This is a genomic window from Neptuniibacter sp. QD37_11, from assembly GCF_047778105.1.
GTDB lineage: Bacteria > Pseudomonadota > Gammaproteobacteria > Pseudomonadales > Balneatricaceae > Neptuniibacter.
The window spans coordinates 224,208-249,701 of sequence record NZ_CP180554.1; the positions used below are offsets into that span (position 1 = coordinate 224,208).

Sequence of the window (25,494 nt, forward strand, 5' to 3'; positions counted from 1 at the left end):
GGTTGTTATGAAAATTACATGTGAAGTTGAAGCCACACCTCGCGAAGTTCGTGAATTAATAGGTCTGCCTGATATGCAGCCAGTGTGGGAGAAAGCACAGGATCAACTACAGGAGCGCATTAAAGCACCTGAATTTGATAATCTTTTTGATCCATTTGGATTCCGTAAAATCTTTGACGGCGCTTTCGAAAGGTCGCTTCCTTCTGCAAAAGATCAGGTTAAGCAGTAAGGAGTGTATATGTGTAAGCGATGTGAGGAGAACTACCTCCGATACAATCAGCGCTGGAGTAGCCTATCGCAAGTGAAGTGGGCAATTTTTACAGACTTCGTGCCGAATAATCGCCGTAGGATGACGAACACACGCATGTCCCGTGATGAGTATTTCTCAAAGACTTATAACCTCTTCCGAGGGTTGGAGCGCGCTGGCCTTTCACAACAAGACAATACTATCCTTGATTTGAAGCGAGTTCGCTAATGGCACTTACACTATTGGGGTGGGCAGGCTCACTCTGTCTTATGTATACCTACCTACGTGTCGCCTTTAATCGCAAAGTCATTGGACATTTTTGCGGTATTAATGTCGTTGTTGGGGGCTGGGATGGTACTAGTTACCGCTTTTTAGGCATTAATGCAGTTGCATGCCTATTGCTTACGGCAGCTTCCTTGGCTAAGGGTGCTATGGCACCAACTGTCATCAATTTAGCGTTTCTGCTGATTTCACTGATCAGCATGGCTCGCCCCTTAGTCTGGGTTATTAACCGGCTAGTGGATTATAAGTATGTCGCATGCGCTGTAATATTTGGGCTGTTTGCTCTACTCTATAATCTGTTCTTCGTCAGCAGTGAGCCACTGACCCTAAAGCTTGCTTTAGATCATGCTGGGACATTTGCAGCTTTCTTATTCCTTGCAGCCTATTTCTTATTTTCTGCCGGGCAAATAGAAAAAGCACCCTTCATTAAAACAAATATTGTGGGGCAGATTTTATACTGCCCCATTCTTGCAATGACGGGCTTGTGGAGCATTATGTTCTTGCAGCTATTCGGCATGACAATGGGGCTTGTCGCATTGCATGAGCAAGGTCAGAGTGAAGATGAAGAGCTACCTCAGGCGGTAAAGAATTAATTATGCTGGTTTGCTTCGTATGGCTATTGATTGCAACGATTGGGATACAGGTTCCTAATTTACTGGGCATCCAATCCCAAACAGAGAATACATTAAGCGCATGGGCGGCATTTAAGATCACTCTGCTGACGCTACCAGTCACACTACTTGCAACAACTGGATTCACCCTCTTCTATGGGAGGGGTAGTCAATTCTTTAGTTATCCGGCCATGGCTGTATACGCAAAAGTCGCTGCACTCATTGCTGCTATTATCATTCAGGTTTGGGTGTTTAAGAACAGGGATACTAATTGGTTGGAGATGGTTGGCTTATCACTGTGTCTCTTTGGGTTTATTGTATCTATCTACAGCAAAGATCTGCTAAAGCTTTTGCATTAAAAACTGCGATACGAAATGTACTCTTCAACCTATTGATATTTTAGCTGGCCTATAAAACCCATCCCCTCGCAAACAGAGGGGATTTCGGTGCAGCAGCGCGGATGTTGATAGCCCTCAGCAATAAGATTGACAGGTTAAGGGTTTGGGTTGTATGTTGAATCTATATCAACAAATTCAGTTTGCATGGTATTGTCTCCAATCCCAAGCTCTCCTAAAAAGTTTCCACCTGCAGCCCAAATATGTCCGGTAGACGCCTGCTTGAAGTGAGTTGACATACCTCCAACGGTAAAGCTTGATACATCAAACCCAGTGTCTGTAAAGGTATTTACAATTCCTGCTGAGCCTTGGCCAATGAAACCCATGTTCTCATTTCCACCGACGACAAATAGCCTACTGCCTTGTACCGCAGCACCCAGCCTAAAGTTTGCTTTAACTTCATTTGCAGAAAAGCCTGTATTTGTCCAAGTTAGAACAACGTCACCTGAAGTTCCAAGGCCCAACTGACCGCCGTTATTGTGCCCAGTGGACCAAACTGTGCCTTCCTTAATTAAGTAAGCGTGCTCCTTACCTGCAGCTACTGAAGAGGCTGATATGCCAGTATCCGCCCACACCGTTTGATCAGTTTGATTAAAATGACCGAGTTGCCCATAGTTGTTTCCCCCTGTTACCCACAGTGTTCCATTTTTTAGGCTATATGCCGAATACACACCTGCGGTGATATTATCGGTATCGAAGCCTGTATCCACCCATGATGTTGTTGTTACATCAGTTGACCCATTACCAAATTGCCCATTAATGCCTCTGCCTGTAGCGAATAAATTTCCATCTTTAATGTAATATGAGGCGTACCCTGATGTTGTTGCGTAATCGACATCCACGCCTGTATCAACCCAGTGATCTTGATTATTTGTATGCCCAAGCCCTAATCCGCCATTGAAATTAGCACCTACAACATAGAGGCGACCGTCTTTGATTGCCATTCCTGTGTTTGTTGCTGCAAGAACAGTGTCTGCAACAAGCCCAGTAGGAGCCCAAAGGGAATTGCTAACTGAATTGTCTCTAGCCAATTGACCGGAATCATCGGCACCAACGGACCAAATTTCATTAGAAGGACCAAGGCCATAGCAATGGTTTGCTCCACATGTAAGGCTATTGAGGTTTAAAAAAGAGCTATGGCTATTGCTTATATCTTCTGGAGGCCAAGTAAATCCGATAGGGACATTGTAAATAAGACCCTCTTCTGTAAAGGTTCTAGCCTCCACACTGAAAATTGCTCCAAGGCCAACAAAGGCCACAACTGGTAATATTTTTATCATAAGAACCTTAATTATTATTGTTTTATTTACCGTATAATAATTTAGAGAGATGCAATTGTCCATACTTCCCAAATGCCTTATGATTAAATCCATCTTGACCTAGCATAAATACTCTTTATAATATTTGGAAATTTTCATTAAGGAAATCTTATGCCAATTCATGAAGATGAAGTGCCACAACACAATAAGCCTGTGTCATTGGTTAAAGTTGTTTGTCACTATAACCGCAATCTAAAAATGTCTCCGGAAAAACTGGCCGCGCAAGTCAGTCATGCCGTGATGCATCTTAACCTACCTACGCCGCCTGAGGCGGTCGCAGTGTTGCAAGCACGCGCAGGAAAATTTAATGAGTACTGCAAATCAGCGGATTACGTACATCATGATCGCGGCTACACTGAGCTTGCACCCAATACGCCTACCGTGTGTGCTAAGATCACCCACGTACCGCACGATCATTACATGAAGTAGGACTGCATAATGGAGCGTATTACCCCCGATAACATTACATGGCTAGCACCAAAACACATCTTTGTCTTCGGTAGTAACGAAGGCGGTAAGCATGGGCGTGGAGCTGCAAAGCAGGCTTTAACGTGGGGTGCGGTCTGGGGGCAAGCGGAAGGCTTGCAGGGAAGAACGTATGGTATCCCCACTAAAGACAGCTCAATACGTCGTACCTTATCGGTCTCAGAAATTAAGCCGTATGTCGATCGCTTCATCGAGTGTGCCAAGGCCCACCCTAAATTGATTTTTATGGTGACTGAAATAGGTTGTGGCTTAGCTGGACTAAAACCTAAAGATGTAGCTCACCTTTTTAAAGGAGCAGAAGCAATGGAAAACGTCTATTTGCCTCGCCGCTTCCTGAGAAAAATTAAATAAGCTGTAAGGAGTTATGGCATGAACCGACACATGATTCTCTTGAATGGAAGTGGCGACACGACCATCTCGTGGGATGCCTCTGATGATGAAAAAATGCATCAGATGATTGAGCAAATGCTTGAAAAAGGCTACAGCTTCTTTGTTGTGCAGCCAAAATGGCTTGGACTTTCAGAGAAGAAAGTGGAAGTAAATCGCCTCAGTGATCTGAAAAAGTCCCGTAAGATATCGCTCCCTGACGCGCTGGGTGACGCCGTCTTGGCAGGTTTATGTGAATCCAGTGAAGAGGTGCTCTCTGTGATGAAAACACCTACAGGTGATCTGGAGGCTGGTGAGCGCATTCGCGAAGACACAAATATTGTGGATCTAGAAGGGCGTCAGCAGGAGCGTAAGAAAAAAGCACGTGAGATCGCTCAGCAAGATACGATGGCGTTACGTCCCCTCGCGGGTGGTTGATAACCAATGCCCTTCCCTGCTGTAGTACCCGGCACGGCACCATTAGATGGCTTTCGGATGAGTCCGGATAGTCACTATGTCCTACATGGTGCTGTTGAGTTGTATATGATGCGCTTTGATGTTGGGTGTGCAGCTTCACTGATGCAGCTAAATGCAGATTGGCTGGTTGATACCAACAATTTCGATCATGCCGCACTTGAATCCCTTTATGAGCAATGGCGAGAGCAATGGGCACAACCTTATGAGGTTGCTGCTGTTGATCTACGGTGTGCTCTCTCTATTCCATGGGAGGTCCAGCGGCTCAAGGAGCATTGCGTTAGTGAAATTACGTCTCACCTTGCTAGTCGGGAAGGTATAAAGCATCCAATGACCAATATGGATGAATTTAGTCGTCGCCATGATAGTTTGATTGACCCCCATGACCTTCGTGGAACCGTTCATCGGATTTGCGAGCAGAGTGCACATCGTGCAAATGACACTATCAATAAGTCATTTGAGCGGTTTGAAGCCAGTGCTACGATGTATTCACCAATGGAAGTGCTCACCTATGAAGCTCAGTTGCGCAACAACCCTGCCCGCATATTGATTGAAGGCCCTGACCGCGGCGTGATCGCCTTAGCACAGCGGACGAGTCAGGAGCACAAGCAAATAAGGAAGGCGAAGAAAGCAATCAAGAAGGCCATTAAGCTGTGCGCATCACTCTATGGTGAAAAGACGATTAATGGGTTTCTTGGCGGTGATACATTGCAAGTTGAAGGTAAATACTTCAATTACAAGATCACCAAAAGCATCGATGTTGTTGCGCATACCAAGGGTTGTGACAAGATGTTTCATGTACCTTACAAGCTTGAACTCTACAGCAAAGACAGCCCTTCCCTATTCTTGGCTGATATTTGTGTGTATTACAAAAGCACACCGGTAATAGATCAGCTTATCGGCCTGTTGACCACCATTCGCCAAGGTTTTGAAACAGATATATTGGAAAAGGGAAACCTGTTTAATAGATCACCACACTTTTATGATAATGCAGCGGTCAACGAATTAAGGCTTACGTCCCCAAGACGATCTACTCAAGTGCAAAGGAATCCACAAGCCGATGCCTTTTTTAATCGAATGGCGGACTACCAAAAAGAAACAACTATCATACGACATGAAGTTCAAGATGAAGTGAATGATTATGTGCGCGGGTTGATCTATATACCAGATGAATTCTTTGAGAAGCTTTCGGCTACGCCTTTATCTCATGATGAATTGGTTGATCAAGCTGTTGCCGGGGTGCTTAGTGAGAGTTCACCCGTTGCTCAGCTGCTAAGCTAAGTCCTGTTATTAAAAGGTATCTTGCCTTACTTCTAAGTTGACCCGATCGAGGAAGTTGGCATTCCGCTCCATTTGAAGCTGATCATCCGCTGGAAAAAAGACTGCAGCTTCATAATTTCCCATCACTCGCTCTGCTACTGCATATAGTCCATGGTAAGTATCAAAATTTGCAAGGTAGTATGCTCTAATGTGGCAAGGGCTCACCTGCTGACTTAGATCTTCCGCTGCGTTAATTGCCTGACCAAAACCCATAAACTCACAAAACTCAGCCACAGGTAATGACTGATGTTTATTCCGGTAGAAAACAAATTGCTCCGGATTTATTACCGCCCCCTCTTCTTCAGCTGCTTGGTGCGCTCGAGAAAGCGACAGTAAAGGGTTAAAGCTAGCGAGGGGTTTGGTCATACAGCTGTCTCCGATCCGTATTTGATCTGTATGGAAAATAAATACTCATATAATAAAAAGTGATTTTAAAAAGGGGCTAAACGCCCCTTTGATTAAGGTGTGGCAGTACCCCACAGCTTAAAGGAACGTACAAGGAGATCCGGATGGACGTAAATAGAGCCTTTAAAGATATCCCACGACCCTGTTAGTTCATCTGAAGCAGTGGCCTCAATCGATGCCCAATGGTTTCCGTTCACATAGGTATTAATACGACCATCAACCTTCTCCCACCGTAATTTCTCAACAGGGAAAGTAACCTCTCGCTGAAGGCGTCTAACCGTTCCTTTATCAAGGAGGGCTGTGTCCGGTGTGGTAATAGTGCTCGAATCAGGGCTTCCTACTGTATTGTAGACAAATCCGTCATCCCCACTACCATTACCACCGGAGCGGTATAGTCCAATATACCTATAATTTCCACTTCGCATAATGAATGGATGGAAGCCTGCTGTACTGGCATTGGGCGTAATATAAGGAGGGGCGAGTTCGACCTCAACAGTCCAGTCAGCAAGATTGAGTGATTGCGTGGGTGTATTTGTTATGTAGTTCCTATGATTTCCATTTAAGGCAAACTTACCCTCACCATCGGCAGAAACGGTGCCAGTAGGGATGGTAAAAGAATCGCCTGACGCCAGATTCGTCATCTGATCATCATTATTGTATAGCGTGTAATCTAGATGGAATACCAATTCGTGATTGTTGGGTCCTAACTCAGGTTGAGACTCGGTTGCCCCATCCTGTTGGGTTTGTGCTTCTGGGAGAGTCATGCCTGCAGAGGCTCTAAACATAAAATCAGCAGATGCTGACATGCTCATAAATGTGGCACATAAGGCCAATGCGATACGTTTCATAATTAATTCCTTATTAGGGATTAGATCCCCTGACTTTTAATGGCGATGCTTTATGTTCATATTGATATAGTCCGATGTGGCGAAATACCCCTTTGGTACGTGGTATTGTAAATCCACCACTACAGGCATAGGGGCATACGTTGCTAAAAGCATGGATCAATCCACCTTCACTTAATAGCCACCCTCAATATAAATCATTTTTTATTATAATAATTTAACTCTACAAACAATTCAAGCCTCCATACGGAGGCTTGAATTAAAGCCATATTTAATTAATCATAAACAACTTGAGTAAATGCGTTGCGGTCACCCGTACTGCCTAGGCCCAACTGTCCACTACCATTTTCGCCTGCGGCAAAAATATTTAATCCATGGCGAATATAGCCAACATTCCTGCCTGCATATACATAACTTGCATCAAGGCCTGTATTTTCCCACATGGTCCGATTGGTGTTGTCTGCAAGACCGAGCTGACCAAATGCGTTGTAGCCAACTGACCAAAGTTTGCCGCCTGACAGAGCATAGCCGTGGTTCGCACCAGCATAAACTTTGTCGGCAGGAATTCCCGTGTCATAAAAGGCATTCGTCAGCCCTGTTCGGCCTAGCTGACCATGATAGTTATATCCGGTAGAGAATATGGTGTTATTGGAGATAATATAACCATGCTGCCAACCTGCGGCGATATCCGTTGCCTGCATGCCTGTGGATGTCCATGTATGTCGCGTAAGCGAATCACCGAGACCTAATTCACCATTGCCGTTATACCCCACAGAGAAAACTTCACCATTGCTTAGCGCATAAGCATGGTAGTACCCTGCAGAAATCTTAGAGGCTGAAAGGTTGGTTTGACCCCAATCATGCATAGTGGTAGTCCCTGATCGACCCAGCTGACCGTAGTTATTCCGCCCTACACTCCAAACCTTGCCATCATTAATCGCATATCCTTGGTAGGTGCCTGCTTCAATAAATGAAGCAGATAGATCCGTTTCACCCCAAGCAGACTGATCCGTAGTGCCTGCACGGCCCAATTGGCCATATTGATTGTCACCAACGGACCAAATACGGCCGTTAGAATGAATCGCGTAACCATGATTAGCGCCAGCTGATACTTGAGAGGCTGGCACACCTGTATCGCCCCAAACTTTCCCCTCGCCGCCACGGGCCAGCTGCCCATTAGAGTTGCTACCCACTGACCAAATCGTACCCCCTTTAAGGCCGTAACAATGAGCAATACCACAGTCAATGCTCGACAAACCTTCTGGAACCGGAGCGGCTTGAATGTCCGGTGATTCTTCCACTCCCAATGGCGTGCGTAAATTAAAATCAGCAAAGACTGGCGTTGCAGCTAAGGCGATAGCTGTAGATAGCATGAGCTTCATCATGACGAATATCCTGTTTGGCTTTTATTATTATGATTATAATTATGATAAAGTACCCGCAAATCTACAACAGGCAAACTGTAAAATATGTCACAAAATTAAGATTAGCCTCCAAATCTATAGCACTAAGTTGTTGCATTAATATTAAAGGCTCACAAAATGTGTGCCATTTATAAATATTCATTATACTATTAGACAATAACCAGAATAAACCGGAACCTACAATGAAGAAGAATCTGCCTGTAACGGACCGTGAAGTAACGTTTGATAGGTCAACCAACATACTTTCGACCACCAATGCCAAAGGTATCATCACTTACGTCAATCCAGATTTCCTCCGAATTAGTGGATTCACAAAAGAAGAGCTTATTGGAAATAACCACAACATTGTTCGGCACCCAGATATGCCGCCTGCAGCGTTTGAAGATTTGTGGGCAACAATTAAGTCCGGCAAATCATGGCGTGGTATTGTAAAAAATCGCTGTAAGAACGGTGATTATTACTGGGTAGATGCTTATGTCACCCCTGTAATGAAGCATGGTCAAATTACTGAGATTCAGTCTGTTAGACGCAAGGCTGACTCTCAAGCCATTAAGCGAGCAGATGTGCTATATAAAAGCATTAACGAAGGTCGCTCTGTGCGCTGCTTTAAGAAAAGCCTGTCAACATTCCCTAAGACGGTTCTATCATCCGTTATCCCTACGGCAATAGCATTCGGAGTAACACTCGCGCTTCCGAGTTTGAGTGCTTTTCAGCAAGGTGCTGTTTTGCTAAGTGGCATATTGGGAAGCTCGGGGTTGGTGGCTTGGTCCCTTCTTCCTCTATTGGAGGCTATCAATGGAGCCAAAAACCGTCACACAAACCCTATTTCACGCTATGTATTTACGGGGCGCAATGATGATGCAGGAAGTCTTGCTTATGACGCAGGCATGCTTTCATCTGAAACGGCAGGATTGGTAGGCCGAATTCATAACTCCATGGAGATCCTTGCTCACGATGCGTCAGATCTGTCAATCTCAGTGGGTAGTACTAGCGAAGGCGTGCAGGCACAGTTCCAAGAGATGGATCAGGTAGCGGCAGCATTAAATGAAGTGTCCACAAGTATTCAGGAGGTATCAAATAATGCTCAACAAACCTCTCAAAGCTCCAATGAAGGCCGAGATGCAGCTGAGCGCGGTGCAGCCATTGTTAAGGAAAGTGCAGATTCACTTAACTCACTACACAATGAAATTGGTTTAGCTGCAGAAACGGTTCAAACGGTTCAAGAGCGCAGCAGTGATATTTCAAAAGTTCTGGAGGTGATTCAAAGTATCGCTGAGCAAACGAATCTTCTCGCACTAAATGCTGCTATAGAAGCTGCTCGCGCAGGTGATGCGGGGCGCGGATTCTCAGTTGTCGCAGATGAAGTTAGAGTGCTGGCCAGTAAGACACAAGCCTCCACAGAAGAGATTAGAACTATGATCAATTCTTTGCAGGATGGTGCAAACAATGCTGTTAATGTTATGCAGCAGAGTCGTGAGCACATGACGGAATGTGAAGAATTGAGTCAGCGCACGCTCTCTGCACTGGATGATATTGTAGGTTCAGTTGAAATGATTACGCAAATGAACATTCAGACTGCGACTGCTGTTGAGCAACAAAGTTCTGTAGCTGATGAGATCAATACAAGCGTTCATGCCATTCGGGATAAAGTCGAAGAAAGCGTTACTTCAATTGACACTACTGCACAGACCAGTGAACATATGGCTAGTTTAGCAAAAGACTTCTCCGAGCTAGCTCAACAGTTTTGGAACAAAGAATAGTTACCTGAGTAAAACTGAAAGATCGTACCCCGCCTCTTCTGCTAGCGCGGCAGCATTATTTGAAATCGTGGGGTGCGATTTATTAACTTCATTATTTGGTTTTAAAGTTGCGACTTTCTTACCTGCTGTATGCGTATCGCCAGATGTTTGATGCCGTTTATTGAAATTATTAATTCGGGCTGTGCGGGCTGCTTTCTCTTCTTTGAATTTAAGCCTTTTGGCAAGCTTCTCAGCCCCTATTTGAGGAATCTTTTTTAGTAACTTTGCAATTTCGTCATCATCTAGATCTTTGATTAAGGCTTCGATGGAATCTGTCACGCTTATATAACTCTATTTAATAACAAGGGTCTCGGAATATAAATCAACAATTAACAGGCTGCAATATTTATTTTAGTTATAATCAAAATTAATTTTCTTGAACAAAAAATCCACCTAATTCTACGACTCAATTCTTTGAATGAGTCGTCAGAGGCCCCAATTGCATTATTATAAGTATATTGCTGTTGTTAATCATGAAGCTGCCTTAATTATCGGGGTATGACTGTAATCGCACCTGAGCAGCAAGGTTAAGCAATGTGAGCCTTGTCAGCGATACGCGTGTCGCATTTTGCGTTATAGCCCACAGCGTATTGAATGCCTAGCGACATTAATCTGCGGTGCAATACGCTGTCTAGCGACTTATTACTGTAAATTAGTACAGTTGGAGGCATTGGTCTTTGACGATCAAGTGTCTTTTTAAGCGTTACGACGTACGGGCCGATATCATCCTGCATGCTAATAGCTTCAAGCGAGGCTTCTGCTGCACTTAAGAGGAGTTCGGTGCCAACTGTAACGCTCCCGCCATTATCATTTGCATCTCCAGCGCGAAGCTCTAAAAGTTGGCATACAGTAGGCACCCCTTGGCTTTTAGCAGCTAATGCTATTTTGGTAATACGGGTTAGAGCTGTTTGACGATCCTTTCCCGACCAGCGGTGGGCATTCTGATGGAATTGATCCACTAGCTGTCGAGAAATGGTCAAAATATCCATGTTGCTCACTGTAGAGTATACCTCCTCTTATGAATATCGATCCCAATAACCAAATGATGTTTGAAAGATAATTAAAAATCAATATAATAATAAAAAACTTACATTGGAGTCACCATGCAAATAAAAAAATTATCGGCCGGTTTAATTGCCGCTGCCACTCTATCCTTGTCTGGCATGGCATCTGCTGATTGCGCAGTGAGCAGCAAGTGGGCTATGACAGAGAAAAAACCAGCTGTCTATACATTAGAGACAGTGAATTTGGCAGCGTCATTCCCTTCTACTAAGGAAGTTGTTAAAGGTGGTCCTAAGGAAACCTTGCACCTTTCTCAATTCCGTATGGCTCCAGTAGAACCTAATACAAAATCAGGTGACCATAAAGACATTGTATTCAATAGTTATAATTATGGTGTCGTAGCAATTGATGGCGACTATACGGCGTATTTCCTGACGCGCAAATATTGTGGTGATACTGAGGGTGTGATCAGTACCGTTTGTTTCATTAGTGAAAACAGTGAAGCAAAAATGGATGTTTCTGGCGCCTATAAGGATCTGAGCGCATGTGACATTCAAACGCCTGAGCGCTTCACATCAAAGGATGCGGTTAAAACGTTCTACTTCTAATTAAGTTTAGCTCACATAAAGCAGGCATGGCCTGCTTTTTTGCACAATGCCAAATATTAAGCTCACACATGTGAGCTTATTTAAAATAGATGTGAGCTTTTTATTTACATGTGAGCTTATCTGAGTTAGTATTCCTAACATAGAGCAACGCCTCTAATAATTACAGATAGCGAGAACTGACATGAAAAGTATTCCTCAAACCTTCAAGTTCAGCCCAGAAGCACTAGATACTCTTAATCGCTTAATTCAAGAGCAGTTTAATGGTGCTGTAAAATCCTTCGCAAAACATTACCGAATTGAGCCCGCTAAGGCACAAGGTCTGACCAAAGGTACTGTAAAACATACCCTTCCTACTCTTTGTTTGATTGCAAGTATCTTGCGTTTCTCCCTTGATGACCTTATCCGCTCTGAAGATAAAGATCGCCTTGAATTATTGGCGCGAGAGGAGCACCAAAAGCTCCGCTTTTTAATTAAAGCACTTGGGTATAGTCGCGAGGACGCTGGTAAGGCCATTGGTTACTCAAAACTATATTTGTCGCATTTCACTTCTGGTGACCGCCCTTTGCCTACGGATCGCATGAAACGCTTGTTAAAGTCACATGATGAAGCGGTGCAGAATGAAGTTGTCGAACTTGTAAAATATGGTAAAGACTCCACGCAAACTCTGCTAGATATTCATAACCTGATTACTAATGGTCAGGTGGATGAGTTTGATGGGCCTGCCTCTTCGCAAGAGACTCCCCCGCTTGCTTTGAAGCGCATCATTACCGATAGCCACTGTGCGCCTACTTTGCAAAAAGATGACTGTGTTGAGGTTGAGCATGCAGAAGAAATTAATGAGAGCGGGTTTTATGTAATTGATGTCAGTGGTGATATTTGGGTTCGCGAGTTTACCCGTAACCTTCCACAAGGGTGGCGCACCAAAGATTCAAGTGGTGTTACCACTCTATCCGATGATGATATTTCAACCCTAAACGTTGTCGGGCGCGTAACGGCCATCACTCACCGGAAGGTGTAAAAAAACGGGACTGAACCAAAGTACATCTTGATACTGTTTATTTATACAGTATTATGGAGTCAGTCCCGTAACTCAACTGCTTGGTGATCGTTTTCACAGATTAATAAAAACCTCATACGTAATGTCGAGAGACACAACAATTAACCCACTGGAATAACTGGTGATCAAATGAGTAGTCTAGAATTTAACCTACTGGTTAACCTGTACCGGCGTGTGCTTGAGTGTCTGATTGAGCGTGGTACACCGCTAACATCAGATGAGTTGAGCAATTTGATTGGATGCACACCTGCGGAGATTAAACAGGTACTTCGCCATAAAGACTTAAACTGCAAGGACCTAATTTATTTCTGTGATGCGCCACTGGATTTCCATGATGAAAATTCAGATGCTCAGCTGAATATTGTGTGCCGATTGTACCGCTCTGGTCGGGCAGAAAAAGTGTTGGACGCACTACAAGCCCATGAGAATCAGGCATTGAATAATCAGTTTGATCGACTGGCAAATATCAAGCGTGAAGAGGCTTTGCGGATTCTGCGCCCTACTGCCCCTACCACACGCACGAGCGGCAATAACGCTCTGGTTAACCGTGAGCGTACTCTACGTAACCGTGGCTTGCAGATGGCATATAACCGCATGAGTCAACGTCGCTGCCATTAACCTAATGCTTGAGCAAGCCCTGCTGTCATTGCAGGGCTTGCCTTTCTCACAAATCTTTTGATTCATTCTTCCTGCTGTCATATACTGTATAAAAAAACAGTATAGGTCTGTCATGCTCAAGTTCATCCCACTGAAAGCACAGGCTGGGATTACTGGATTTGAATCTCCGGCTGCCCAGTATTCAGAATTAGAACTCTCATTAGATCAAATCTTGATTGAACACCCGTCAGCTACCTATCTAGGGGTAGTCGAGGGGGACTCCATGACTGGGGTTGGTATTTTCCCAGAAGATATCCTTATCGTCTCGCGGGCTGAGAAGGTTCGTAATGGTGACATCATTGTCGCTACCCTGAACGGTGGTTTTGTCTGCAAAATAGCTGACACTAAAAACCGGCGGCTTGTGAGCGCCTCTGAAGGCTATCGAGACCACCAGCTCAAAGAGGGGGATGATTTTATGGTGGAAGGAGTCGTGATCCGATCTATTCGCTTACACCGCCCTCTCCACAGAGCACTGAATTAACATGCAAGCTCTATTGGATATCAACGGGTTTTATGCCAATGCTGAACTCGTTTTCGATCCGAAGATTAGGGGTCGCCCCGTTGTTGTGCTAACAAATAATGATGGCTGCATTTGCGCCGTTAATCAGGCAGCCAAAGATGCCGGTGTTGGTAAAAAGTTTGTCCCTTACTTTCAAGTAAAGGAGGATCTGCAGCGGGTAAATGCTGTGGTCAGATCCTCAAACTATGAGCTTTATGCTGATATGTCGAGGCGCTTTATGGACACTTGCTCACGGTTTGCACCGAATTCCCATATCTATAGTATCGATGAATGCTTCCTCGATTTCGGCTCTAGCCATTCTGCACCCCCTGAAGGGTGGGATGCATATGGTAGGTATATGCGGAGGACAGTATGGAAAGAAGTACGCCTGCCTATTGGCGTTGGTATCGGCCCTACTCCGACGTTAGCAAAAGCTGCAAGCCACGCAGCAAAGCGCATTGAGGGATTTAATGGTGTCGCAGTGATCGACAGTGATCACGTTCGGAGAAGTATTCTAAGTCAGATGGAGCTAACAGATGTTTGGGGGATTGGACGACGTTTGGCTGCACGACTTGAATTACTAGGGGTTAAAAATGCGTGGCAGTTGGCAGAGTGTGACCCGGGTTGGATTCGTAAGCAATTCAGCGTACTCGTTGAGAGTACGGTCTATGAGCTTAAAGGCATTAAAAAACTGGATTGGGACGAGGTTCGGGCTCCTAAGAAGGAGATCTATTCCACCCGAAGCTTTGGTCAGAGAGTGATGGATAAAGCATCACTCAGGCAAGCCATTTTGACGCATGTCGGCATCGCGGCATCTAAGCTCCGCGATCAGAATAGCCTAAGCGGGCATATGGTGGTTTTTGGGGCCAATTCACCTCATGATAATGCGCCCTATTACAGCCGAAGTTTTACGCACAAATTTCCCTCATACACATCTGATACCACCTTATTAAGCGCTGCTGCGAGCAGGTTGGTTGATCAAATCTATTCCCGAGGTATACGCTTCTATAAAGTGGGTGTAGGGCTACTGGATCTAGTGAGAGAGGATACCTACCAGCGTGATATGTTCACCATCAATAAAGATAAGCCAGAATTGATGGCGTGTCTGGATAAGATTAATGGCCGCTATGGGCGTAACTCTGTATTTGTTGCAGGTCAGGGGGTAGAGCAAAAGTTCAGCATGCGTCGAGAGTTCTTATCCAAGCAGTACACGACACGATTAAGTGACCTTCCTGTAATTAAGTGCAAGTGAGTTAAGGCTCAGTGTTAGATAGCTTACGGAAGTGAAGTACGCCCTCGGCCATCACTTTTAAGAGAACAGCGCTTACCGCCCAAAATGCTAGCAACAGGACGGTCAACTCAATCCCCATGCCCTCACTGGGTAATTTAGCGATACAAAGGCCTAGCATGATGTCCGCAGACAAGAACGAAATAAACAGTAGAATATACGTAATCATTATGCACCCTAGCGCCATTCCATCTGTAGGGAAAATATCCTTCTAGCTTGTGGAAGTTATTCTTTAATTAATGATATATTAAATAAAAATAATAAAAAACAACAATCTAATGATAATTGAAACAAGTGCTGAGCGACTGATTCGCCGCCCTTTTACACGTAGAATGCTGCAAGAATGGTACGACTTAACGGCTATCTATGAGCGGAAATTACAAAAATACAACCAGCTCGCTGCTATCTTTTTGGCATCGTTCACTATTACATCGCTTTCGCTGCCTTTTATCCTTAAAGCAGCAATCGTAGGTATCCCGTACGGCACAATTTCTTTGTACACCTTGATATATATCCTGCTGGGAACCGTAGCTTTTTTAGGCTACTGCCCTAAGCCGCACATTGACCCTTCCATTGATAGGCTAAGGATTGTAGTGGATGGTGTAGTTTACCTCAACAAGCCTAAAACGTCGTTACTGCGTTGGGTTGAGCCTCCTCCCTATGAACTTAAGAAAGGGACACTGGCAAAGCAGGTTTACACGATGATTACGGATGAAGGTCGTCCACTCACGCAGTTTGAATACAATCTGATCTACAACCTTCACAAGACTCAGGCGAAGGAGATTATAATACCCGAATTACCGGGCCTCCACGTTTAGGCTTTCTGGGATGTTTGTTATTTCCACTAGGCAGTTCTAAATCTTCAAATGCAAGCTCGCTTAGAAGAAGCGAAAAAGCCCAAGTAAGATAGCAAGCACCCGCGAACGAATGCCTTCCACTCCCGTGTCTGAGAAAGGGAAGGCTAAGCCCTGAAGCCTAATAGGAATGCGACAAAACCTCTAATAACGATGCAGGCCTCTATAATGATCATTCGTGATCTAGTGCTTCATGAAGCCAAACTGGACTTCTGGCGTATTAACTGTTAAGTCTATGTCGTGCGGCGTTACCCGTAGGCTAAATGATGCTGGTGGTGAAGCGCCATGCTGATTAACATAGGTTGAAATATCGCCCCTGAAGAACCTTTTTGACATCACGCGGGGCTAAGGCAATGACCCTGTCTACAATATCCTCATCTACCATCGGTTCAAAGACATCTTGGACTTTAATGGAGGTCAGTAGGTCTACATAGATATTCTTAGATACCGCAACCATCTCATCTTTTTTGGTGGTTTGATTTCAAAAATCGAGGCGCGAGATAGAAGTGGCTGAGTTAATAGAGTCAGGCATAGGGAATAATTGAGTTTTTCCAGCCCCCTTGCAGCTAATGCAAAGGTAAACTTGTGGGGCCAGTGCATGACATAAACCACAGGTCTTATAGGAAAAATCATCTAAAACGCAATCAGACATCTATTTATATAATTTTGCATATCTGTTTAATTTATATTATAGTATTGAATTCAGATTAAGGAATCAATCAGAATGTCTATCGAGCCGATTCAAGCGCTTATTCAACTCCTCTCTCGAGGCCGCTTTGATTACGTAGATGAGAAAGTATGTCAGGAGCAGATCGAGCGCTTTTTGATTACAAAAGGAGTGGAATTTGAGCGAGAGTATATACTCCCTGAAGGTAACGGTATAATAGACTTTTACTTCCCAAAATCTGGATTGGGATTGGAAATTAAAGCCTCAGCGCAGTGGAGTAAAACCGAGGTGTATCGACAGTGTGAGCGATATTGCAAGTGCGAGCAGATTACCGGCCTTGTACTTGCAACGGGTAAATCCCAAGGGTTGCCTGAAAGTATCAATGGCAAACCAGTGCAAGTATTTAAGTTAGGTGCCCTTTTACTGTAGGTAATAAGCAACCAGTGTACTCAGTACCAACCTTGAAATTAGGTTAAATATCTTTATAGTATAAAGCTCTATTTTTATTGGATATTGATATAATGAATAAACAAGTGCCATCATGGCTTTTAGTACCGCTTAGTTGTGTTGCAGCGATACCATTAATATCCGCTATTGTTTTTAGACTTGCATACCGCGCCTTCGATAAAGAAAGTGCTGCGCTAGATGACAAAGTAGAGCAAATGCAGGACGAAGTGTTGTGGCGGTTGCGCGATCAATTGCATAACCTACCCTTTCACCTTAATCTACCAAAACAAGAAGCGCGATTCCTTCATGATGTTTACTGCCAGTTGCCGAGTGTTAGAGATACTAGAGAATTTGCTTATTTCTCAGCGTATCAATCTAACACTGAAGCAAGGAAATACTTTCAAGAGCGCTACTTGGGGAAGTCTAACTTTTCCGGGCCTCAATTGACTGAGGCCGACCTTGACGCGATCTTTGGCTCCCGCCCGCGCCCTGAAAAGGCATATTTCCTCGCAGGATTAATCCTCCTTCATAATTTTGATTGTTATCAGCGTCAGGATGAATGGTGGAAATCAGTGAATCACGGCGTTAGGGCATCAAAAGATAGTCTTCGAGCCCGAGCTGGCTTCTGCCGTGAATTAGCAAAAGAGCTTGATGAGGGCTCCATTAACAGTGCAAGGGGTGTTGAAACCTACCTCTCAACTGCCGCTAGTAAGGCTGAATCCGTTCTAGAAATGGATACGTCCCTATGGGTTGTAAGGGAGGATCTCACAATTGACATTGAAGCAACTCTAGAATCTGCTCGCAATAAGACTGAGGCTGGCAAAAGTGCTTAATGCAAGGACATACGGCTCCCTCTTCTATCAGGGAGGTCAGTGGATACTTAAAGACATTGAACCGCACGTAACACTGCGTTTAAAGCAGAACTTTGCAAAAATTCCTAAATGGTCTGCAGGGCCGTTTCATCTTGAAGACACGAAGGACATAGCAGCTGATCTAGAATGGTTTATGCAGCGATACCCTTTGGTTGTATCACAGATGGATCGCAAGCGCCTAAAAAAGATGTCTAAAGCCTATTATAAGGATCAGGCTGACGCAGACGCTATTCTTATGCCAACCAGAACGCCGACAGAGCGTGTAGGCCTCTTCCCGGGTCAAGAGATTCGATGGTACCAAAAGATCTCTCTCGACCTGTATGAGCAAGTTAAGAACCTCTTGCTCATTGATGATGTGGGTCTGGGCAAAACTTATGAAGGATTAGCTACCGCCCTTATTCCGGGCACACTCCCGATGGTGATCGTGGTTGAGCCTCACTTACAGGACCAATGGGCCAAGAAAGCCAATCAATTTATTGACCTCAAGGTCCATAAGGTTCAAGGCAATAAGCCTTATAACCTACCTGAAGCAGACATCTATATTTTCAAATACAATCAGATGGGCCCTTGGGTCGATGTATTGACTCAGGGATGGGTTAAGTCAATTGTTTTTGATGAGGTTCAACAGCTTCGCACGGGCACTGATTCAGCTAAAGGCAAAGCGGCGAAAGCCATTTGCGATGTTGTCCCGATGCGTCTCGGCATGACTGCAACGCTGATTTATAACTACGGTATTGAAGCATGGAATATCGTGAACATTCTGCGTCCGGGTTTGCTGGGTACGCGCGATCAATTCATACGCGAATGGTGTAAAGATGGAAATGTTAAAGGGATTGTAAAAGACCCTGCTGCCTTGGGGGCCTATCTGCGAGAGACACATATGATGCTGCGCAGAACTAAGAAGGATGTAGGGCAGGAGGCGAAGCAAGAGAGGCCTCATGTCGAATGGGTCGAGCCCAATACTAAGCGGGTCGCGGAAGCAGAAGCCTTGGCGGAACAATTGGCCATTAAGACCCTGAGCAGCAATTTCCATGAAGCGGGCATGGCTGCTCGTGAATTCGATCTAAAAATGCGTGAAATGACGGGCATTGCCAAGGCTCATCAAACCGCGGCGTATGTCCGAATGTTTATCGAAGCGGGCCAGCCTGTCTTACTCTTTGGGTACCATCATGAGGTGTATCGCATTTGGGAAGAGGAGCTAGCAGACCTTAATCCCCTCTTCTACACCGGCAAACAAACCGGTGCGCAGAAAGAAAAAAATAAGATGGCTTTTATTAATGGGGAAAGTGACCTATTAATTATGAGCCTACGCTCTGGCGCGGGTGCGGACGGCATTCAACATCGCGCAAGCACTGTTGTCTTCGGTGAATTTGATTGGTCACCACTCATCCATCATCAGTGCATTGGGCGATTGGATCGAGATGGGCAAGAAGATCCTGTGTTTGTTTTTTATGTTGCAACCAATTTTGGCTCCGACCCTGAAATGATCGATACGCTGGGTGTTAAGCAGTCTCAATCTGACGGCATTATGGATCAAGGCAAGAGTCCGATTGAGCAGCAGGCTGATACTGATCGATTGAAGCGCTTAGCTAAGAGTTTCTTAAAATCACGTGGTATTGCCACCCCGGAAACACCAGCCGCAAACGACACCCCTATTTCAGATGCGGAACTAGCCGCTGTTATTTAAAGGTATTATATGGAAGCACATGAATTTACTCGAGATGGTCATACTATCATCACTTACGATGGTGTTGCACGTTACGACATTAAGATCCCTTGGGTTGATGGTGTTCAAGATAAGCTAAACACTATTAAGAGTGAAGTTGAGGGTTTTGATGCATGCCTTTACGATGAGGATGAGGGCTATCGAATGGTTAGCCTCTTCAAAATGCGTCAACTAAAAATTCTGGACAAATTTCTAGAGGTGTTTGTGCCCTTTTGCGAAGCTGAAGGACTTAAAATAACACAACACATTGATGATCCATTTTGCTGCATTCTCGAAATGATTAATGCCGAAAATATTCCTGTGGAGGTCAACTAAATGGAAAACCTTGAGGTTGTAGCACAGTGCAATTCATGCACTAACAAGCTCTATCTGGATAAAAATTGGTCAGATGACCATGACTCTATAGAAGGGTTTCGAAACAAAACATTGGAGGTAAATCTGTGGCCTGCTCCGGATCGTTGCGATCTATGTGAGGCTGGGACTCCAATGGCAAGTCCAGATGAACAAAGAAAAAATATAGAGATCACTGCAGCGATCGATCTACTTACCGCCAATGGATACAGCGTCTCCATTAATGCAACAGAGAGCTATGAGCCATCAGAGGGCAATAACCTGCATGAGTTGATGCTAAATAAACGATATTGGGTCTTCAATCCGCCTGAGTATGAAGAATCTGCAGGCATTAGAAACCTGTTATTCACCACGAATGATCTGGACGAAGCGACCACTATTTGTGAAATGAAAGGGTCTGAACTTAAAGTCTTGTTTGATCGCAATACAGGCCTTGAAACTCGATTTTCTTATGGCGAAAATAAGGGTGAAACACATATATACGACATCCTACCAAAAAGCAGTGTAGGCACTGAATACACCAACAAGGCTTACAAGGTCGCATTACTTAGACAATCATATTATCGTATGTGGCGTGAGGGTAATATTAATCGCACTGAACGTGAAGTTCGAACCCTCCTTGAGTCTCTGAATGATAAAAGTGTCACTTTAGGTAATGACGACGTGATCCTCATGGAAGATGCAATGGAGATCATGGGGCTTGATGCACCTTGGTTTACTGTGAATTGCTTTTCTTATGGCGTTCTTCTCTCTGCCAAAGAAATGCTTAAAGTCAAAGAGTTGCTGCAAGTCTCAAAGTGAAAGTGATCCTACTGACCAAGCGTTACTTGGGGGAGTTATACACTCCCCTTAATTCCACTTAGGAGTTGTATGGCCGGAGGAGTTAGCTTTTGAGAATGTGTAGATATTGCCACCTCTAGGAATCCACGCTCTTGCAATCGCCTAACCATACGGTTCATTACTTTAGTTGCCGTGCCTAATTGATCTCTTACTTGCTGGCCATTCAATGTATGGGTTGACAGTAACTCGAGAATCGCGAGCGAACTTAGCCGCATTTGGGCATCTTTATCGTCAAATTTAAAGACCGGCATCTTGCGTTGAAATGCCACATCTAACAGATCATATAGGCATTCAGTTTTAGCTGAAGGCTTATACAAGGAAAAGGGTTTAGTCTCGGCAAGTTGTTTCTCTTTTGAGGTGACAATAAACCCACTTTTTTCAAGGCGATAAACCAATTGAGATATTGTTAAAAAATTACAGTCCATCCGTTCCGCTATATCTGCTCTCGACCTTTCTCCTTCGCGCAAAGAAAGAAGGATGTTAATGGCGGTCATACCGAGAACTGCCGCTTCCGAATTATAAATACTAGTAAGGGCTGATTTGGGATTACGCGTTTGTGCAGTCAATGATATTAACCTACGTCAATTAAGCACTAATTCAAATGAAGTTTCAGTTAAATGGATCTTAGGGCCACCCTTCGAGGGATGACCAATGGATACTAAATCTTGTTGATTCCACCAAAGCTGGCCGCCAAACTTAAGTAACTCGACCGTATTGGATCGTGCTAGTGAAGCAAGTGCTTTTGCCATGCTCTCAAAGGCACCGGGATTATTAAGAATAATAGAATCAACCTCCGCATCCCCGTTCTGACCGCGGAAATTTAGGCCTTTAATTAGGTACCCACCACTTGAAAAGTCAGCCATACCATTGGCGTACAAAACAACGTTGTTGGTTAGTGGATCAAAGGCCATTGAAAAGTTATGAATATCAGTCATATGCTTATCCATGCATTGATTAGACAGCCCATATAATACTGAGCAAGACATTAATTGCAAGTAAAAAGACAGGCGGTCCCCATGTAGATGAATAAAAAGCACCCCTCAATAATATTGCTTGGGAGTGCCATAAGATAAAGGCATGAGCCTATGAGTTATCAGGACATGGATAGTGACTGATGAACTTCAGCATCCTTATTCATCTCTAATTGATTCATTAAGAAAGTGGTGATTAATTCCCTTTTGCGGGCGACTGGAGCATGCGCACGCAGGTGCTGTAAGATGGTCAGCTGCATTCTGGTATCAAAATTTAAATACTTATTAACAAGGCGATGTATGCGCTCGCGGTGGTCGTCACGCTGAGTATTGAATACAGGTATGTTGTGTCGGCTCGCGATCGCAATCGCAACACCAGTGCCGCCTGTTAATCCCCTTTGGTACGTTTCATGACTAATGCATCCATCCGGGGTATGGCAAAGTACAAAGTTAACAGGATCTTTAAGATCTGGGCCTAGAACCTGAAAGGGGTTGCGCTGCCAAAGTAAGCGAGTCGATTCTTTAAAACCTCTAAACTCTTTCAAAGTAGCCACACCAGAATCTACAATTAAACGATGTGACTCATTTAAAATCGCTTTGCCGTCAGTGTATACGCCTTCCGGCATTTTTGAAGCGCCTCGCCTTGACTCATGTATCCTAAAGCACCCCTGTTTTGAACCCAGCAAGAAATTTCGATCGCTGCCCAGTGCTTCTCCGGACTCGCCTAAAAAGCCGCACACATGTGTTAAGATAAAGGATGCACCCACTTGAAGGACTGCAATATCGTCCGGCAGTTTACCGGGCCGCGTACCAATACCCGCAAAACGTTTTATGGGTTTCATAGAGTTGTAGCCTGTATAAAATCTGTCTATTTATATATTATAGCAAATATCATAGAAAATATCTTCAAAAACCCGCTTTTCGGCACGCTAAATATAGAGAATTGTGTGCCATCAACCTTAATTAAAAGCATGTTTGAGCGAGGTGTTTTTGCTACAGCTATCGCATTGGTAATAGGGCCCGTATCGCCCTCTTTTTTCTTTTAAGAGATCGCCAGAGGCGCCGCAGTGTTTACAGGTTGGTAAATTATCTAACTTACCATTCAGGCAACTTTGAATCTCTTGTTCATCAGTGGGCAAATTACTATGTAGCTGACTGCAATCAACATGAGATTCAAGTAGAAAATTACATATATTTTCCAGTTCAACATCTGTAAAGCTCGGCTGGCTGCTTTTGATTAGATCCCTGAGTGACAATGATTCCTGAGCAAGAGCCCTGACAATGTATTCAATATTCTCAGCTTTAACCACCTTGTCGCTGATTTGCATCGGTATTTCATCACGATGAAGTACGCAATTGTTAGATACGGCGCAAGCCAGACTCCAGAGCCGTCCACCAAAGCCTTGCTGAAGCCCAAGGAACTTGCCGAGTAGTTTCGAATCATTAGCATAAAGGAGGTTCTGAAGTAGGTGTTTTTGAAGCTCTACCTGACGGATAGGTGATGCCATACCCTTCCAGTGACCATTATGACTTCGTTGCCATTCACCTCTCTTATTCACCTTCACTTCTCCGTAAATACTTTTGGACTCAATAAGTACAAAGCCTTTCTTATGGAGAATAAGGTGGTCTATTTGCGCCACTTCACCATCGAAAACAATACGTAAGTCATTAAATACGTGGTACCGATCATCATCCTTGAACGCGCGACGAAGATAGAACGCAACATCTTTTTCATGCTTATCGCCGTAAGCCTGTTGTCGCGTGCGTAGTTTCCTAATGACCTTGGCCTTAATGATTGCCATACGCTAATAACCTATGAAAAATAGCGAGTATTCATTGCGCTCAGCAATTCATCTGTAATCGACTGACCTAGTTCATCGCCGATAATAGAATTCGTGCCACAATTCGGGCAGACAGGCCCGGTCTTTGCTGCAGAATTTTTCCAGTCAGACACTTTATCTGCTGACATGGATACGATGCAGTAGTAACAACCGCACAACTTACTCTCACTAAGCTCTTTAGATTGACTTAAGCTAGCTAAGTGAAGTTTTTCTAATGCTTTATTGTCCATTGATAATCTCCAAATAATATTAAACGGTAATTATTAAGCTTTAGTAGGCCAAAGTAGCTTCAGCCTTTGTCTCTTCTCTACTAAGCAAAAAGCCCAATTTAGAGTGCATTGTGCGGTCAATTACGTCCTCGTATTCCTTCCGATGTTCACCTTGAATATATTGGCAATCAAGACTTCGCGAGTTGAAGGCGCTGTCTGACTCACTCATCTGATTGGATACAAAATTAAGGCGCCTTACAAGCTTGTCTATTTTAAAGGTCATTCTTGCGTTAAAACTCTGTCTAACGCCCTCTTGCCACTGTTCAAGAAGCATTTCTTTGCAAGCGTCAGGATCTTGCTTTGGAAGTTGGAATAAAGCAGATGCAGTGTATATGGTTGGCAGAACTTTCATTCGAAATGGACACTCAATTGTTATTGTTATAATAATATCTCAAATACAAGAAATAGTCATCAAAATAAGCCCACGATGTTTACTGATAGCCTATTTATTATATAGGCAATTAATGCTAACCTACTCACTCTTATGGGAGGTGCATTCTAATGTTTGAATTTCTTTTGCTTCTATTTGGGATAGCGTTGGTTGTTTTCGCACTAATGCCATTGCGTTTTAAATCCCCAGACAGCACTGACTGCCCCGCTACGGCAGCGATAACCAAAGATGTAAGTCACAATATGAGTTGTGTGCGCCGAAAAGACACACCCGGACTAATGCCCTGCCCTAAGTCAGCTCAAAAAAGCGTTATCACCAAGGTTAAGGAGCAGAAATGACACCTTTAGGGTTAATCTTAGGCCTATCTGGCATGGTAATTTGTATTATCTCAGCCATTTTAGTTAAAACCAAAAGCGTTCAGAAATGGAGTGCTGGGCATTGGGGGATACTCACTTTAGGCTGGGGGCTCATGATTGGCGGTGGTATCTATGACTACATGACTGTCGCCCCACTGATTGAGCAGTATGGGAATGACCCTGTTAAACTAATAGATCTTCTTTTGCATCCGGAGAAACAAAAAGCCCTATGAGAACACAGCAATTAGCAAAATTTCTATCTGAGAATCAGTTGAGTCAGCAAGAAATCATGCACCTATTGATTAATCATCAGTCAGATGATCGTAAAGCTCATCATGTTTCTGGTATTGCACGCGTAGAAGCGCAATTAATTGAAGTTATCTACTCCCATATTGATAGTATGACCGACCCTATTGATACTAATGAGTATAAAGCAGAACTACTGGATACCCTAACCGGTAAACTATCCCTACTTATGCACCAGCATGGCAATCTTATTTGCGAAAAAGAAGGCCGTACCCTTGAGCTAGGCCTACGTGAATGTGGGCAGTGTGCCGAGAAAACGCCGCATGAGATTTACTATAAGGATGCGCAAGAAGGCGTGCGATGCATGCAGTGCCATACAGGCAAGATCAAAAACAAAAACCCAGAAGCTGTACCGTACATTAACCCCAATTGGGAATCGACGGAGCTATACATTCAAGTAAAAATCTGCCCTAACGATAGTGTTACAAACGAGCCTGATGCTTCGCGCAGCGGGCATATGCATAGTTTTGTTGCAGGCTAATTTCACAAAAAACCAAAACCTAAAAAATAAGAAGAGAG

At 44.1% G+C, this 25,494-nt stretch carries 36 protein-coding genes; 23 read left to right on the forward strand and 13 right to left on the reverse strand.

Annotated features, from left to right (window positions below; genetic code table 11):
- Positions 1-7 precede the first annotated feature (7 nt).
- From ACMXYT_RS18480 to ACMXYT_RS18495, 4 genes are read left to right on the forward strand one after another with little or no spacing between them, the layout of a single operon-like run.
- Entirely contained in the window at positions 8-229 is a 222-nt protein-coding gene (locus ACMXYT_RS18480) for a DUF6489 family protein (protein ID WP_415913074.1), read from the forward strand.
- A 9-nt stretch (positions 230-238) separates the two neighbouring features.
- Positions 239-475, forward strand: coding sequence for a hypothetical protein (locus ACMXYT_RS18485; RefSeq protein WP_415913075.1), 237 nt, complete (start codon positions 239-241; stop codon positions 473-475).
- Positions 475-1,122 (forward strand): hypothetical protein, encoded by a 648-nt coding sequence (locus ACMXYT_RS18490; protein ID WP_415913076.1) that lies wholly within the window; start codon positions 475-477, stop codon positions 1,120-1,122. The genes ACMXYT_RS18485 and ACMXYT_RS18490 overlap by 1 nt, the downstream gene beginning before the upstream one ends.
- Before the next feature lie 2 nt (positions 1,123-1,124).
- Positions 1,125-1,499 (forward strand): hypothetical protein, encoded by a 375-nt coding sequence (locus ACMXYT_RS18495; protein ID WP_415913077.1) that lies wholly within the window; start codon positions 1,125-1,127, stop codon positions 1,497-1,499.
- A gap of 134 nt (positions 1,500-1,633) precedes the next feature.
- Here the strand turns inward: ACMXYT_RS18495 and ACMXYT_RS18500 are convergent, their stop codons facing one another.
- Complete coding sequence (locus ACMXYT_RS18500; protein WP_415913078.1) at positions 1,634-2,815, reverse strand: RCC1 domain-containing protein; 1,182 nt, start codon at positions 2,813-2,815, stop codon at positions 1,634-1,636.
- Between the two features lie 150 nt (positions 2,816-2,965).
- Here ACMXYT_RS18500 and ACMXYT_RS18505 point away from each other — a divergent pair, with 150 nt between their 5' ends.
- The 4 genes from ACMXYT_RS18505 to ACMXYT_RS18520 are packed head-to-tail and all read left to right on the forward strand — an operon-like array spanning position 2,966 to position 5,461.
- Positions 2,966-3,283, forward strand: coding sequence for a hypothetical protein (locus ACMXYT_RS18505; protein WP_415913079.1), 318 nt, complete (start codon positions 2,966-2,968; stop codon positions 3,281-3,283).
- Between the two features lie 9 nt (positions 3,284-3,292).
- The gene (locus tag ACMXYT_RS18510; RefSeq protein WP_415913080.1) at positions 3,293-3,691 is read left to right on the forward strand and encodes a hypothetical protein; all 399 of its coding nucleotides are present in this window, start codon (positions 3,293-3,295) and stop codon (positions 3,689-3,691) included.
- A gap of 18 nt (positions 3,692-3,709) precedes the next feature.
- Complete coding sequence (locus tag ACMXYT_RS18515) at positions 3,710-4,144, forward strand: hypothetical protein (protein ID WP_415913081.1); 435 nt, start codon at positions 3,710-3,712, stop codon at positions 4,142-4,144.
- A 6-nt stretch (positions 4,145-4,150) separates the two neighbouring features.
- Positions 4,151-5,461: a hypothetical protein gene (locus ACMXYT_RS18520; protein ID WP_415913082.1), complete on the forward strand. Its 1,311-nt coding sequence runs from the start codon at positions 4,151-4,153 to the stop codon at positions 5,459-5,461.
- A 9-nt stretch (positions 5,462-5,470) separates the two neighbouring features.
- Here the strand turns inward: ACMXYT_RS18520 and ACMXYT_RS18525 are convergent, their stop codons facing one another.
- The 3 genes from ACMXYT_RS18525 to ACMXYT_RS18535 all read right to left on the reverse strand — a co-directional run bounded on the left by ACMXYT_RS18525 (position 5,471) and on the right by ACMXYT_RS18535 (position 8,135).
- Complete coding sequence (locus tag ACMXYT_RS18525; RefSeq protein WP_415913083.1) at positions 5,471-5,866, reverse strand: hypothetical protein; 396 nt, start codon at positions 5,864-5,866, stop codon at positions 5,471-5,473.
- Between the two features lie 92 nt (positions 5,867-5,958).
- A complete protein-coding gene (locus ACMXYT_RS18530) occupies positions 5,959-6,753 on the reverse strand; it encodes a hypothetical protein (RefSeq protein ID WP_415913084.1) in 795 nt (264 codons plus the stop codon).
- A 272-nt stretch (positions 6,754-7,025) separates the two neighbouring features.
- Positions 7,026-8,135 (reverse strand): RCC1 domain-containing protein, encoded by a 1,110-nt coding sequence (locus ACMXYT_RS18535; RefSeq protein ID WP_415913085.1) that lies wholly within the window; start codon positions 8,133-8,135, stop codon positions 7,026-7,028.
- Between the two features lie 221 nt (positions 8,136-8,356).
- Here ACMXYT_RS18535 and ACMXYT_RS18540 point away from each other — a divergent pair, with 221 nt between their 5' ends.
- Positions 8,357-9,934 carry a methyl-accepting chemotaxis protein gene (locus ACMXYT_RS18540; RefSeq protein WP_415913086.1) on the forward strand — a complete coding sequence of 526 codons (1,578 nt, stop codon included), beginning with the start codon at positions 8,357-8,359 and terminating at the stop codon, positions 9,932-9,934.
- Here the strand turns inward: ACMXYT_RS18540 and ACMXYT_RS18545 are convergent, their stop codons facing one another.
- Entirely contained in the window at positions 9,935-10,252 is a 318-nt protein-coding gene (locus ACMXYT_RS18545) for a hypothetical protein (protein WP_415913087.1), read from the reverse strand.
- A 248-nt stretch (positions 10,253-10,500) separates the two neighbouring features.
- Positions 10,501-10,971, reverse strand: a complete 471-nt coding sequence (locus ACMXYT_RS18550; RefSeq protein ID WP_415913088.1) for a hypothetical protein — start codon at positions 10,969-10,971, stop codon at positions 10,501-10,503.
- A 105-nt stretch (positions 10,972-11,076) separates the two neighbouring features.
- Between ACMXYT_RS18550 and ACMXYT_RS18555 the strand changes: the two genes are divergently transcribed.
- The 5 genes from ACMXYT_RS18555 (at position 11,077) to ACMXYT_RS18575 (ending at position 15,048) form a co-directional block, all read left to right on the forward strand.
- A complete protein-coding gene (locus ACMXYT_RS18555) occupies positions 11,077-11,583 on the forward strand; it encodes a hypothetical protein (protein WP_415913089.1) in 507 nt (168 codons plus the stop codon).
- A 181-nt stretch (positions 11,584-11,764) separates the two neighbouring features.
- A complete protein-coding gene (locus ACMXYT_RS18560) occupies positions 11,765-12,601 on the forward strand; it encodes a helix-turn-helix domain-containing protein (RefSeq protein WP_415913090.1) in 837 nt (278 codons plus the stop codon).
- A gap of 168 nt (positions 12,602-12,769) precedes the next feature.
- Positions 12,770-13,258 carry a hypothetical protein gene (locus tag ACMXYT_RS18565; RefSeq protein WP_415913091.1) on the forward strand — a complete coding sequence of 163 codons (489 nt, stop codon included), beginning with the start codon at positions 12,770-12,772 and terminating at the stop codon, positions 13,256-13,258.
- 112 nt (positions 13,259-13,370) lie between these two features.
- Positions 13,371-13,778, forward strand: coding sequence for a LexA family protein (locus tag ACMXYT_RS18570; RefSeq protein ID WP_415913092.1), 408 nt, complete (start codon positions 13,371-13,373; stop codon positions 13,776-13,778).
- Between the two features lies 1 nt (position 13,779).
- Complete coding sequence (locus ACMXYT_RS18575; protein WP_415913093.1) at positions 13,780-15,048, forward strand: Y-family DNA polymerase; 1,269 nt, start codon at positions 13,780-13,782, stop codon at positions 15,046-15,048.
- A 1-nt stretch (position 15,049) separates the two neighbouring features.
- On the opposite strand, the gene ACMXYT_RS18580 is transcribed toward ACMXYT_RS18575, so the two are convergent.
- Complete coding sequence (locus tag ACMXYT_RS18580) at positions 15,050-15,253, reverse strand: hypothetical protein (protein WP_415913094.1); 204 nt, start codon at positions 15,251-15,253, stop codon at positions 15,050-15,052.
- A 109-nt stretch (positions 15,254-15,362) separates the two neighbouring features.
- Here ACMXYT_RS18580 and ACMXYT_RS18585 point away from each other — a divergent pair, with 109 nt between their 5' ends.
- The 6 genes from ACMXYT_RS18585 to ACMXYT_RS18610 all read left to right on the forward strand — a co-directional run bounded on the left by ACMXYT_RS18585 (position 15,363) and on the right by ACMXYT_RS18610 (position 20,802).
- Positions 15,363-15,902, forward strand: coding sequence for a hypothetical protein (locus ACMXYT_RS18585; protein WP_415913095.1), 540 nt, complete (start codon positions 15,363-15,365; stop codon positions 15,900-15,902).
- A 760-nt stretch (positions 15,903-16,662) separates the two neighbouring features.
- On the forward strand, positions 16,663-17,034 hold the full coding sequence (locus ACMXYT_RS18590) for a hypothetical protein (protein ID WP_415913096.1): 372 nt from the start codon (positions 16,663-16,665) through the stop codon (positions 17,032-17,034).
- A gap of 92 nt (positions 17,035-17,126) precedes the next feature.
- Entirely contained in the window at positions 17,127-17,885 is a 759-nt protein-coding gene (locus ACMXYT_RS18595; protein WP_415913097.1) for a hypothetical protein, read from the forward strand.
- Positions 17,878-19,611 (forward strand): SNF2-related protein, encoded by a 1,734-nt coding sequence (locus tag ACMXYT_RS18600; protein WP_415913098.1) that lies wholly within the window; start codon positions 17,878-17,880, stop codon positions 19,609-19,611. Before ACMXYT_RS18595 ends, ACMXYT_RS18600 begins: the two co-directional genes overlap by 8 nt.
- 9 nt (positions 19,612-19,620) lie before the next feature.
- On the forward strand, positions 19,621-19,965 hold the full coding sequence (locus ACMXYT_RS18605) for a hypothetical protein (protein ID WP_415913099.1): 345 nt from the start codon (positions 19,621-19,623) through the stop codon (positions 19,963-19,965).
- On the forward strand, positions 19,966-20,802 hold the full coding sequence (locus ACMXYT_RS18610) for a hypothetical protein (protein WP_415913100.1): 837 nt from the start codon (positions 19,966-19,968) through the stop codon (positions 20,800-20,802).
- A 35-nt stretch (positions 20,803-20,837) separates the two neighbouring features.
- Here ACMXYT_RS18610 and ACMXYT_RS18615 read toward each other — a convergent pair whose 3' ends face one another.
- The 6 genes from ACMXYT_RS18615 to ACMXYT_RS18640 form a co-directional block, all read right to left on the reverse strand.
- The gene (locus ACMXYT_RS18615) at positions 20,838-21,407 is read right to left on the reverse strand and encodes a hypothetical protein (RefSeq protein ID WP_415913101.1); all 570 of its coding nucleotides are present in this window, start codon (positions 21,405-21,407) and stop codon (positions 20,838-20,840) included.
- A gap of 15 nt (positions 21,408-21,422) precedes the next feature.
- Positions 21,423-21,776, reverse strand: a complete 354-nt coding sequence (locus ACMXYT_RS18620) for a hypothetical protein (RefSeq protein WP_415913102.1) — start codon at positions 21,774-21,776, stop codon at positions 21,423-21,425.
- A gap of 158 nt (positions 21,777-21,934) precedes the next feature.
- The gene (locus tag ACMXYT_RS18625) at positions 21,935-22,654 is read right to left on the reverse strand and encodes a hypothetical protein (protein WP_415913103.1); all 720 of its coding nucleotides are present in this window, start codon (positions 22,652-22,654) and stop codon (positions 21,935-21,937) included.
- A 117-nt stretch (positions 22,655-22,771) separates the two neighbouring features.
- On the reverse strand, positions 22,772-23,614 hold the full coding sequence (locus ACMXYT_RS18630) for a nuclease-related domain-containing protein (RefSeq protein ID WP_415913104.1): 843 nt from the start codon (positions 23,612-23,614) through the stop codon (positions 22,772-22,774).
- 11 nt (positions 23,615-23,625) lie between these two features.
- Positions 23,626-23,883: a hypothetical protein gene (locus ACMXYT_RS18635; RefSeq protein ID WP_415913105.1), complete on the reverse strand. Its 258-nt coding sequence runs from the start codon at positions 23,881-23,883 to the stop codon at positions 23,626-23,628.
- A gap of 40 nt (positions 23,884-23,923) precedes the next feature.
- Positions 23,924-24,274 carry a hypothetical protein gene (locus ACMXYT_RS18640; protein ID WP_415913106.1) on the reverse strand — a complete coding sequence of 117 codons (351 nt, stop codon included), beginning with the start codon at positions 24,272-24,274 and terminating at the stop codon, positions 23,924-23,926.
- A 149-nt stretch (positions 24,275-24,423) separates the two neighbouring features.
- Between ACMXYT_RS18640 and ACMXYT_RS18645 the strand changes: the two genes are divergently transcribed.
- From ACMXYT_RS18645 to ACMXYT_RS18655, 3 genes are read left to right on the forward strand one after another with little or no spacing between them, the layout of a single operon-like run.
- Positions 24,424-24,651: a hypothetical protein gene (locus ACMXYT_RS18645; RefSeq protein WP_415913107.1), complete on the forward strand. Its 228-nt coding sequence runs from the start codon at positions 24,424-24,426 to the stop codon at positions 24,649-24,651.
- Positions 24,648-24,902: a hypothetical protein gene (locus ACMXYT_RS18650; protein WP_415913108.1), complete on the forward strand. Its 255-nt coding sequence runs from the start codon at positions 24,648-24,650 to the stop codon at positions 24,900-24,902. Before ACMXYT_RS18645 ends, ACMXYT_RS18650 begins: the two co-directional genes overlap by 4 nt.
- Positions 24,899-25,456 carry a hypothetical protein gene (locus ACMXYT_RS18655; RefSeq protein ID WP_415913109.1) on the forward strand — a complete coding sequence of 186 codons (558 nt, stop codon included), beginning with the start codon at positions 24,899-24,901 and terminating at the stop codon, positions 25,454-25,456. The genes ACMXYT_RS18650 and ACMXYT_RS18655 overlap by 4 nt, the downstream gene beginning before the upstream one ends.
- Positions 25,457-25,494: the final 38 nt, after the last annotated feature.

What these genes read in the sequence shown, in the direction of transcription:
- ACMXYT_RS18480 (WP_415913074.1), top strand. Translation starts at nt 8, where the DNA reads ATGAAAATTACATGTGAAGTTGAAGCCACACCTCGCGAAGTTCGTGAA.
- ACMXYT_RS18485 (WP_415913075.1), top strand. Translation starts at nt 239, where the DNA reads ATGTGTAAGCGATGTGAGGAGAACTACCTCCGATACAATCAGCGCTGG.
- ACMXYT_RS18490 (WP_415913076.1), top strand. Translation starts at nt 475, where the DNA reads ATGGCACTTACACTATTGGGGTGGGCAGGCTCACTCTGTCTTATGTAT.
- ACMXYT_RS18495 (WP_415913077.1), top strand. Translation starts at nt 1,125, where the DNA reads ATGCTGGTTTGCTTCGTATGGCTATTGATTGCAACGATTGGGATACAG.
- ACMXYT_RS18500 (WP_415913078.1), bottom strand. Translation starts at nt 2,815, where the DNA reads ATGATAAAAATATTACCAGTTGTGGCCTTTGTTGGCCTTGGAGCAATT.
- ACMXYT_RS18505 (WP_415913079.1), top strand. Translation starts at nt 2,966, where the DNA reads ATGCCAATTCATGAAGATGAAGTGCCACAACACAATAAGCCTGTGTCA.
- ACMXYT_RS18510 (WP_415913080.1), top strand. Translation starts at nt 3,293, where the DNA reads ATGGAGCGTATTACCCCCGATAACATTACATGGCTAGCACCAAAACAC.
- ACMXYT_RS18515 (WP_415913081.1), top strand. Translation starts at nt 3,710, where the DNA reads ATGAACCGACACATGATTCTCTTGAATGGAAGTGGCGACACGACCATC.
- ACMXYT_RS18520 (WP_415913082.1), top strand. Translation starts at nt 4,151, where the DNA reads ATGCCCTTCCCTGCTGTAGTACCCGGCACGGCACCATTAGATGGCTTT.
- ACMXYT_RS18525 (WP_415913083.1), bottom strand. Translation starts at nt 5,866, where the DNA reads ATGACCAAACCCCTCGCTAGCTTTAACCCTTTACTGTCGCTTTCTCGA.
- ACMXYT_RS18530 (WP_415913084.1), bottom strand. Translation starts at nt 6,753, where the DNA reads ATGAAACGTATCGCATTGGCCTTATGTGCCACATTTATGAGCATGTCA.
- ACMXYT_RS18535 (WP_415913085.1), bottom strand. Translation starts at nt 8,135, where the DNA reads ATGATGAAGCTCATGCTATCTACAGCTATCGCCTTAGCTGCAACGCCA.
- ACMXYT_RS18540 (WP_415913086.1), top strand. Translation starts at nt 8,357, where the DNA reads ATGAAGAAGAATCTGCCTGTAACGGACCGTGAAGTAACGTTTGATAGG.
- ACMXYT_RS18555 (WP_415913089.1), top strand. Translation starts at nt 11,077, where the DNA reads ATGCAAATAAAAAAATTATCGGCCGGTTTAATTGCCGCTGCCACTCTA.
- ACMXYT_RS18560 (WP_415913090.1), top strand. Translation starts at nt 11,765, where the DNA reads ATGAAAAGTATTCCTCAAACCTTCAAGTTCAGCCCAGAAGCACTAGAT.
- ACMXYT_RS18565 (WP_415913091.1), top strand. Translation starts at nt 12,770, where the DNA reads ATGAGTAGTCTAGAATTTAACCTACTGGTTAACCTGTACCGGCGTGTG.
- ACMXYT_RS18570 (WP_415913092.1), top strand. Translation starts at nt 13,371, where the DNA reads ATGCTCAAGTTCATCCCACTGAAAGCACAGGCTGGGATTACTGGATTT.
- ACMXYT_RS18575 (WP_415913093.1), top strand. Translation starts at nt 13,780, where the DNA reads ATGCAAGCTCTATTGGATATCAACGGGTTTTATGCCAATGCTGAACTC.
- ACMXYT_RS18580 (WP_415913094.1), bottom strand. Translation starts at nt 15,253, where the DNA reads ATGATTACGTATATTCTACTGTTTATTTCGTTCTTGTCTGCGGACATC.
- ACMXYT_RS18585 (WP_415913095.1), top strand. Translation starts at nt 15,363, where the DNA reads ATGATAATTGAAACAAGTGCTGAGCGACTGATTCGCCGCCCTTTTACA.
- ACMXYT_RS18590 (WP_415913096.1), top strand. Translation starts at nt 16,663, where the DNA reads ATGTCTATCGAGCCGATTCAAGCGCTTATTCAACTCCTCTCTCGAGGC.
- ACMXYT_RS18595 (WP_415913097.1), top strand. Translation starts at nt 17,127, where the DNA reads ATGAATAAACAAGTGCCATCATGGCTTTTAGTACCGCTTAGTTGTGTT.
- ACMXYT_RS18605 (WP_415913099.1), top strand. Translation starts at nt 19,621, where the DNA reads ATGGAAGCACATGAATTTACTCGAGATGGTCATACTATCATCACTTAC.
- ACMXYT_RS18610 (WP_415913100.1), top strand. Translation starts at nt 19,966, where the DNA reads ATGGAAAACCTTGAGGTTGTAGCACAGTGCAATTCATGCACTAACAAG.
- ACMXYT_RS18620 (WP_415913102.1), bottom strand. Translation starts at nt 21,776, where the DNA reads ATGACTGATATTCATAACTTTTCAATGGCCTTTGATCCACTAACCAAC.
- ACMXYT_RS18625 (WP_415913103.1), bottom strand. Translation starts at nt 22,654, where the DNA reads ATGAAACCCATAAAACGTTTTGCGGGTATTGGTACGCGGCCCGGTAAA.
- ACMXYT_RS18630 (WP_415913104.1), bottom strand. Translation starts at nt 23,614, where the DNA reads ATGGCAATCATTAAGGCCAAGGTCATTAGGAAACTACGCACGCGACAA.
- ACMXYT_RS18635 (WP_415913105.1), bottom strand. Translation starts at nt 23,883, where the DNA reads ATGGACAATAAAGCATTAGAAAAACTTCACTTAGCTAGCTTAAGTCAA.
- ACMXYT_RS18640 (WP_415913106.1), bottom strand. Translation starts at nt 24,274, where the DNA reads ATGAAAGTTCTGCCAACCATATACACTGCATCTGCTTTATTCCAACTT.
- ACMXYT_RS18645 (WP_415913107.1), top strand. Translation starts at nt 24,424, where the DNA reads ATGTTTGAATTTCTTTTGCTTCTATTTGGGATAGCGTTGGTTGTTTTC.
- ACMXYT_RS18650 (WP_415913108.1), top strand. Translation starts at nt 24,648, where the DNA reads ATGACACCTTTAGGGTTAATCTTAGGCCTATCTGGCATGGTAATTTGT.
- ACMXYT_RS18655 (WP_415913109.1), top strand. Translation starts at nt 24,899, where the DNA reads ATGAGAACACAGCAATTAGCAAAATTTCTATCTGAGAATCAGTTGAGT.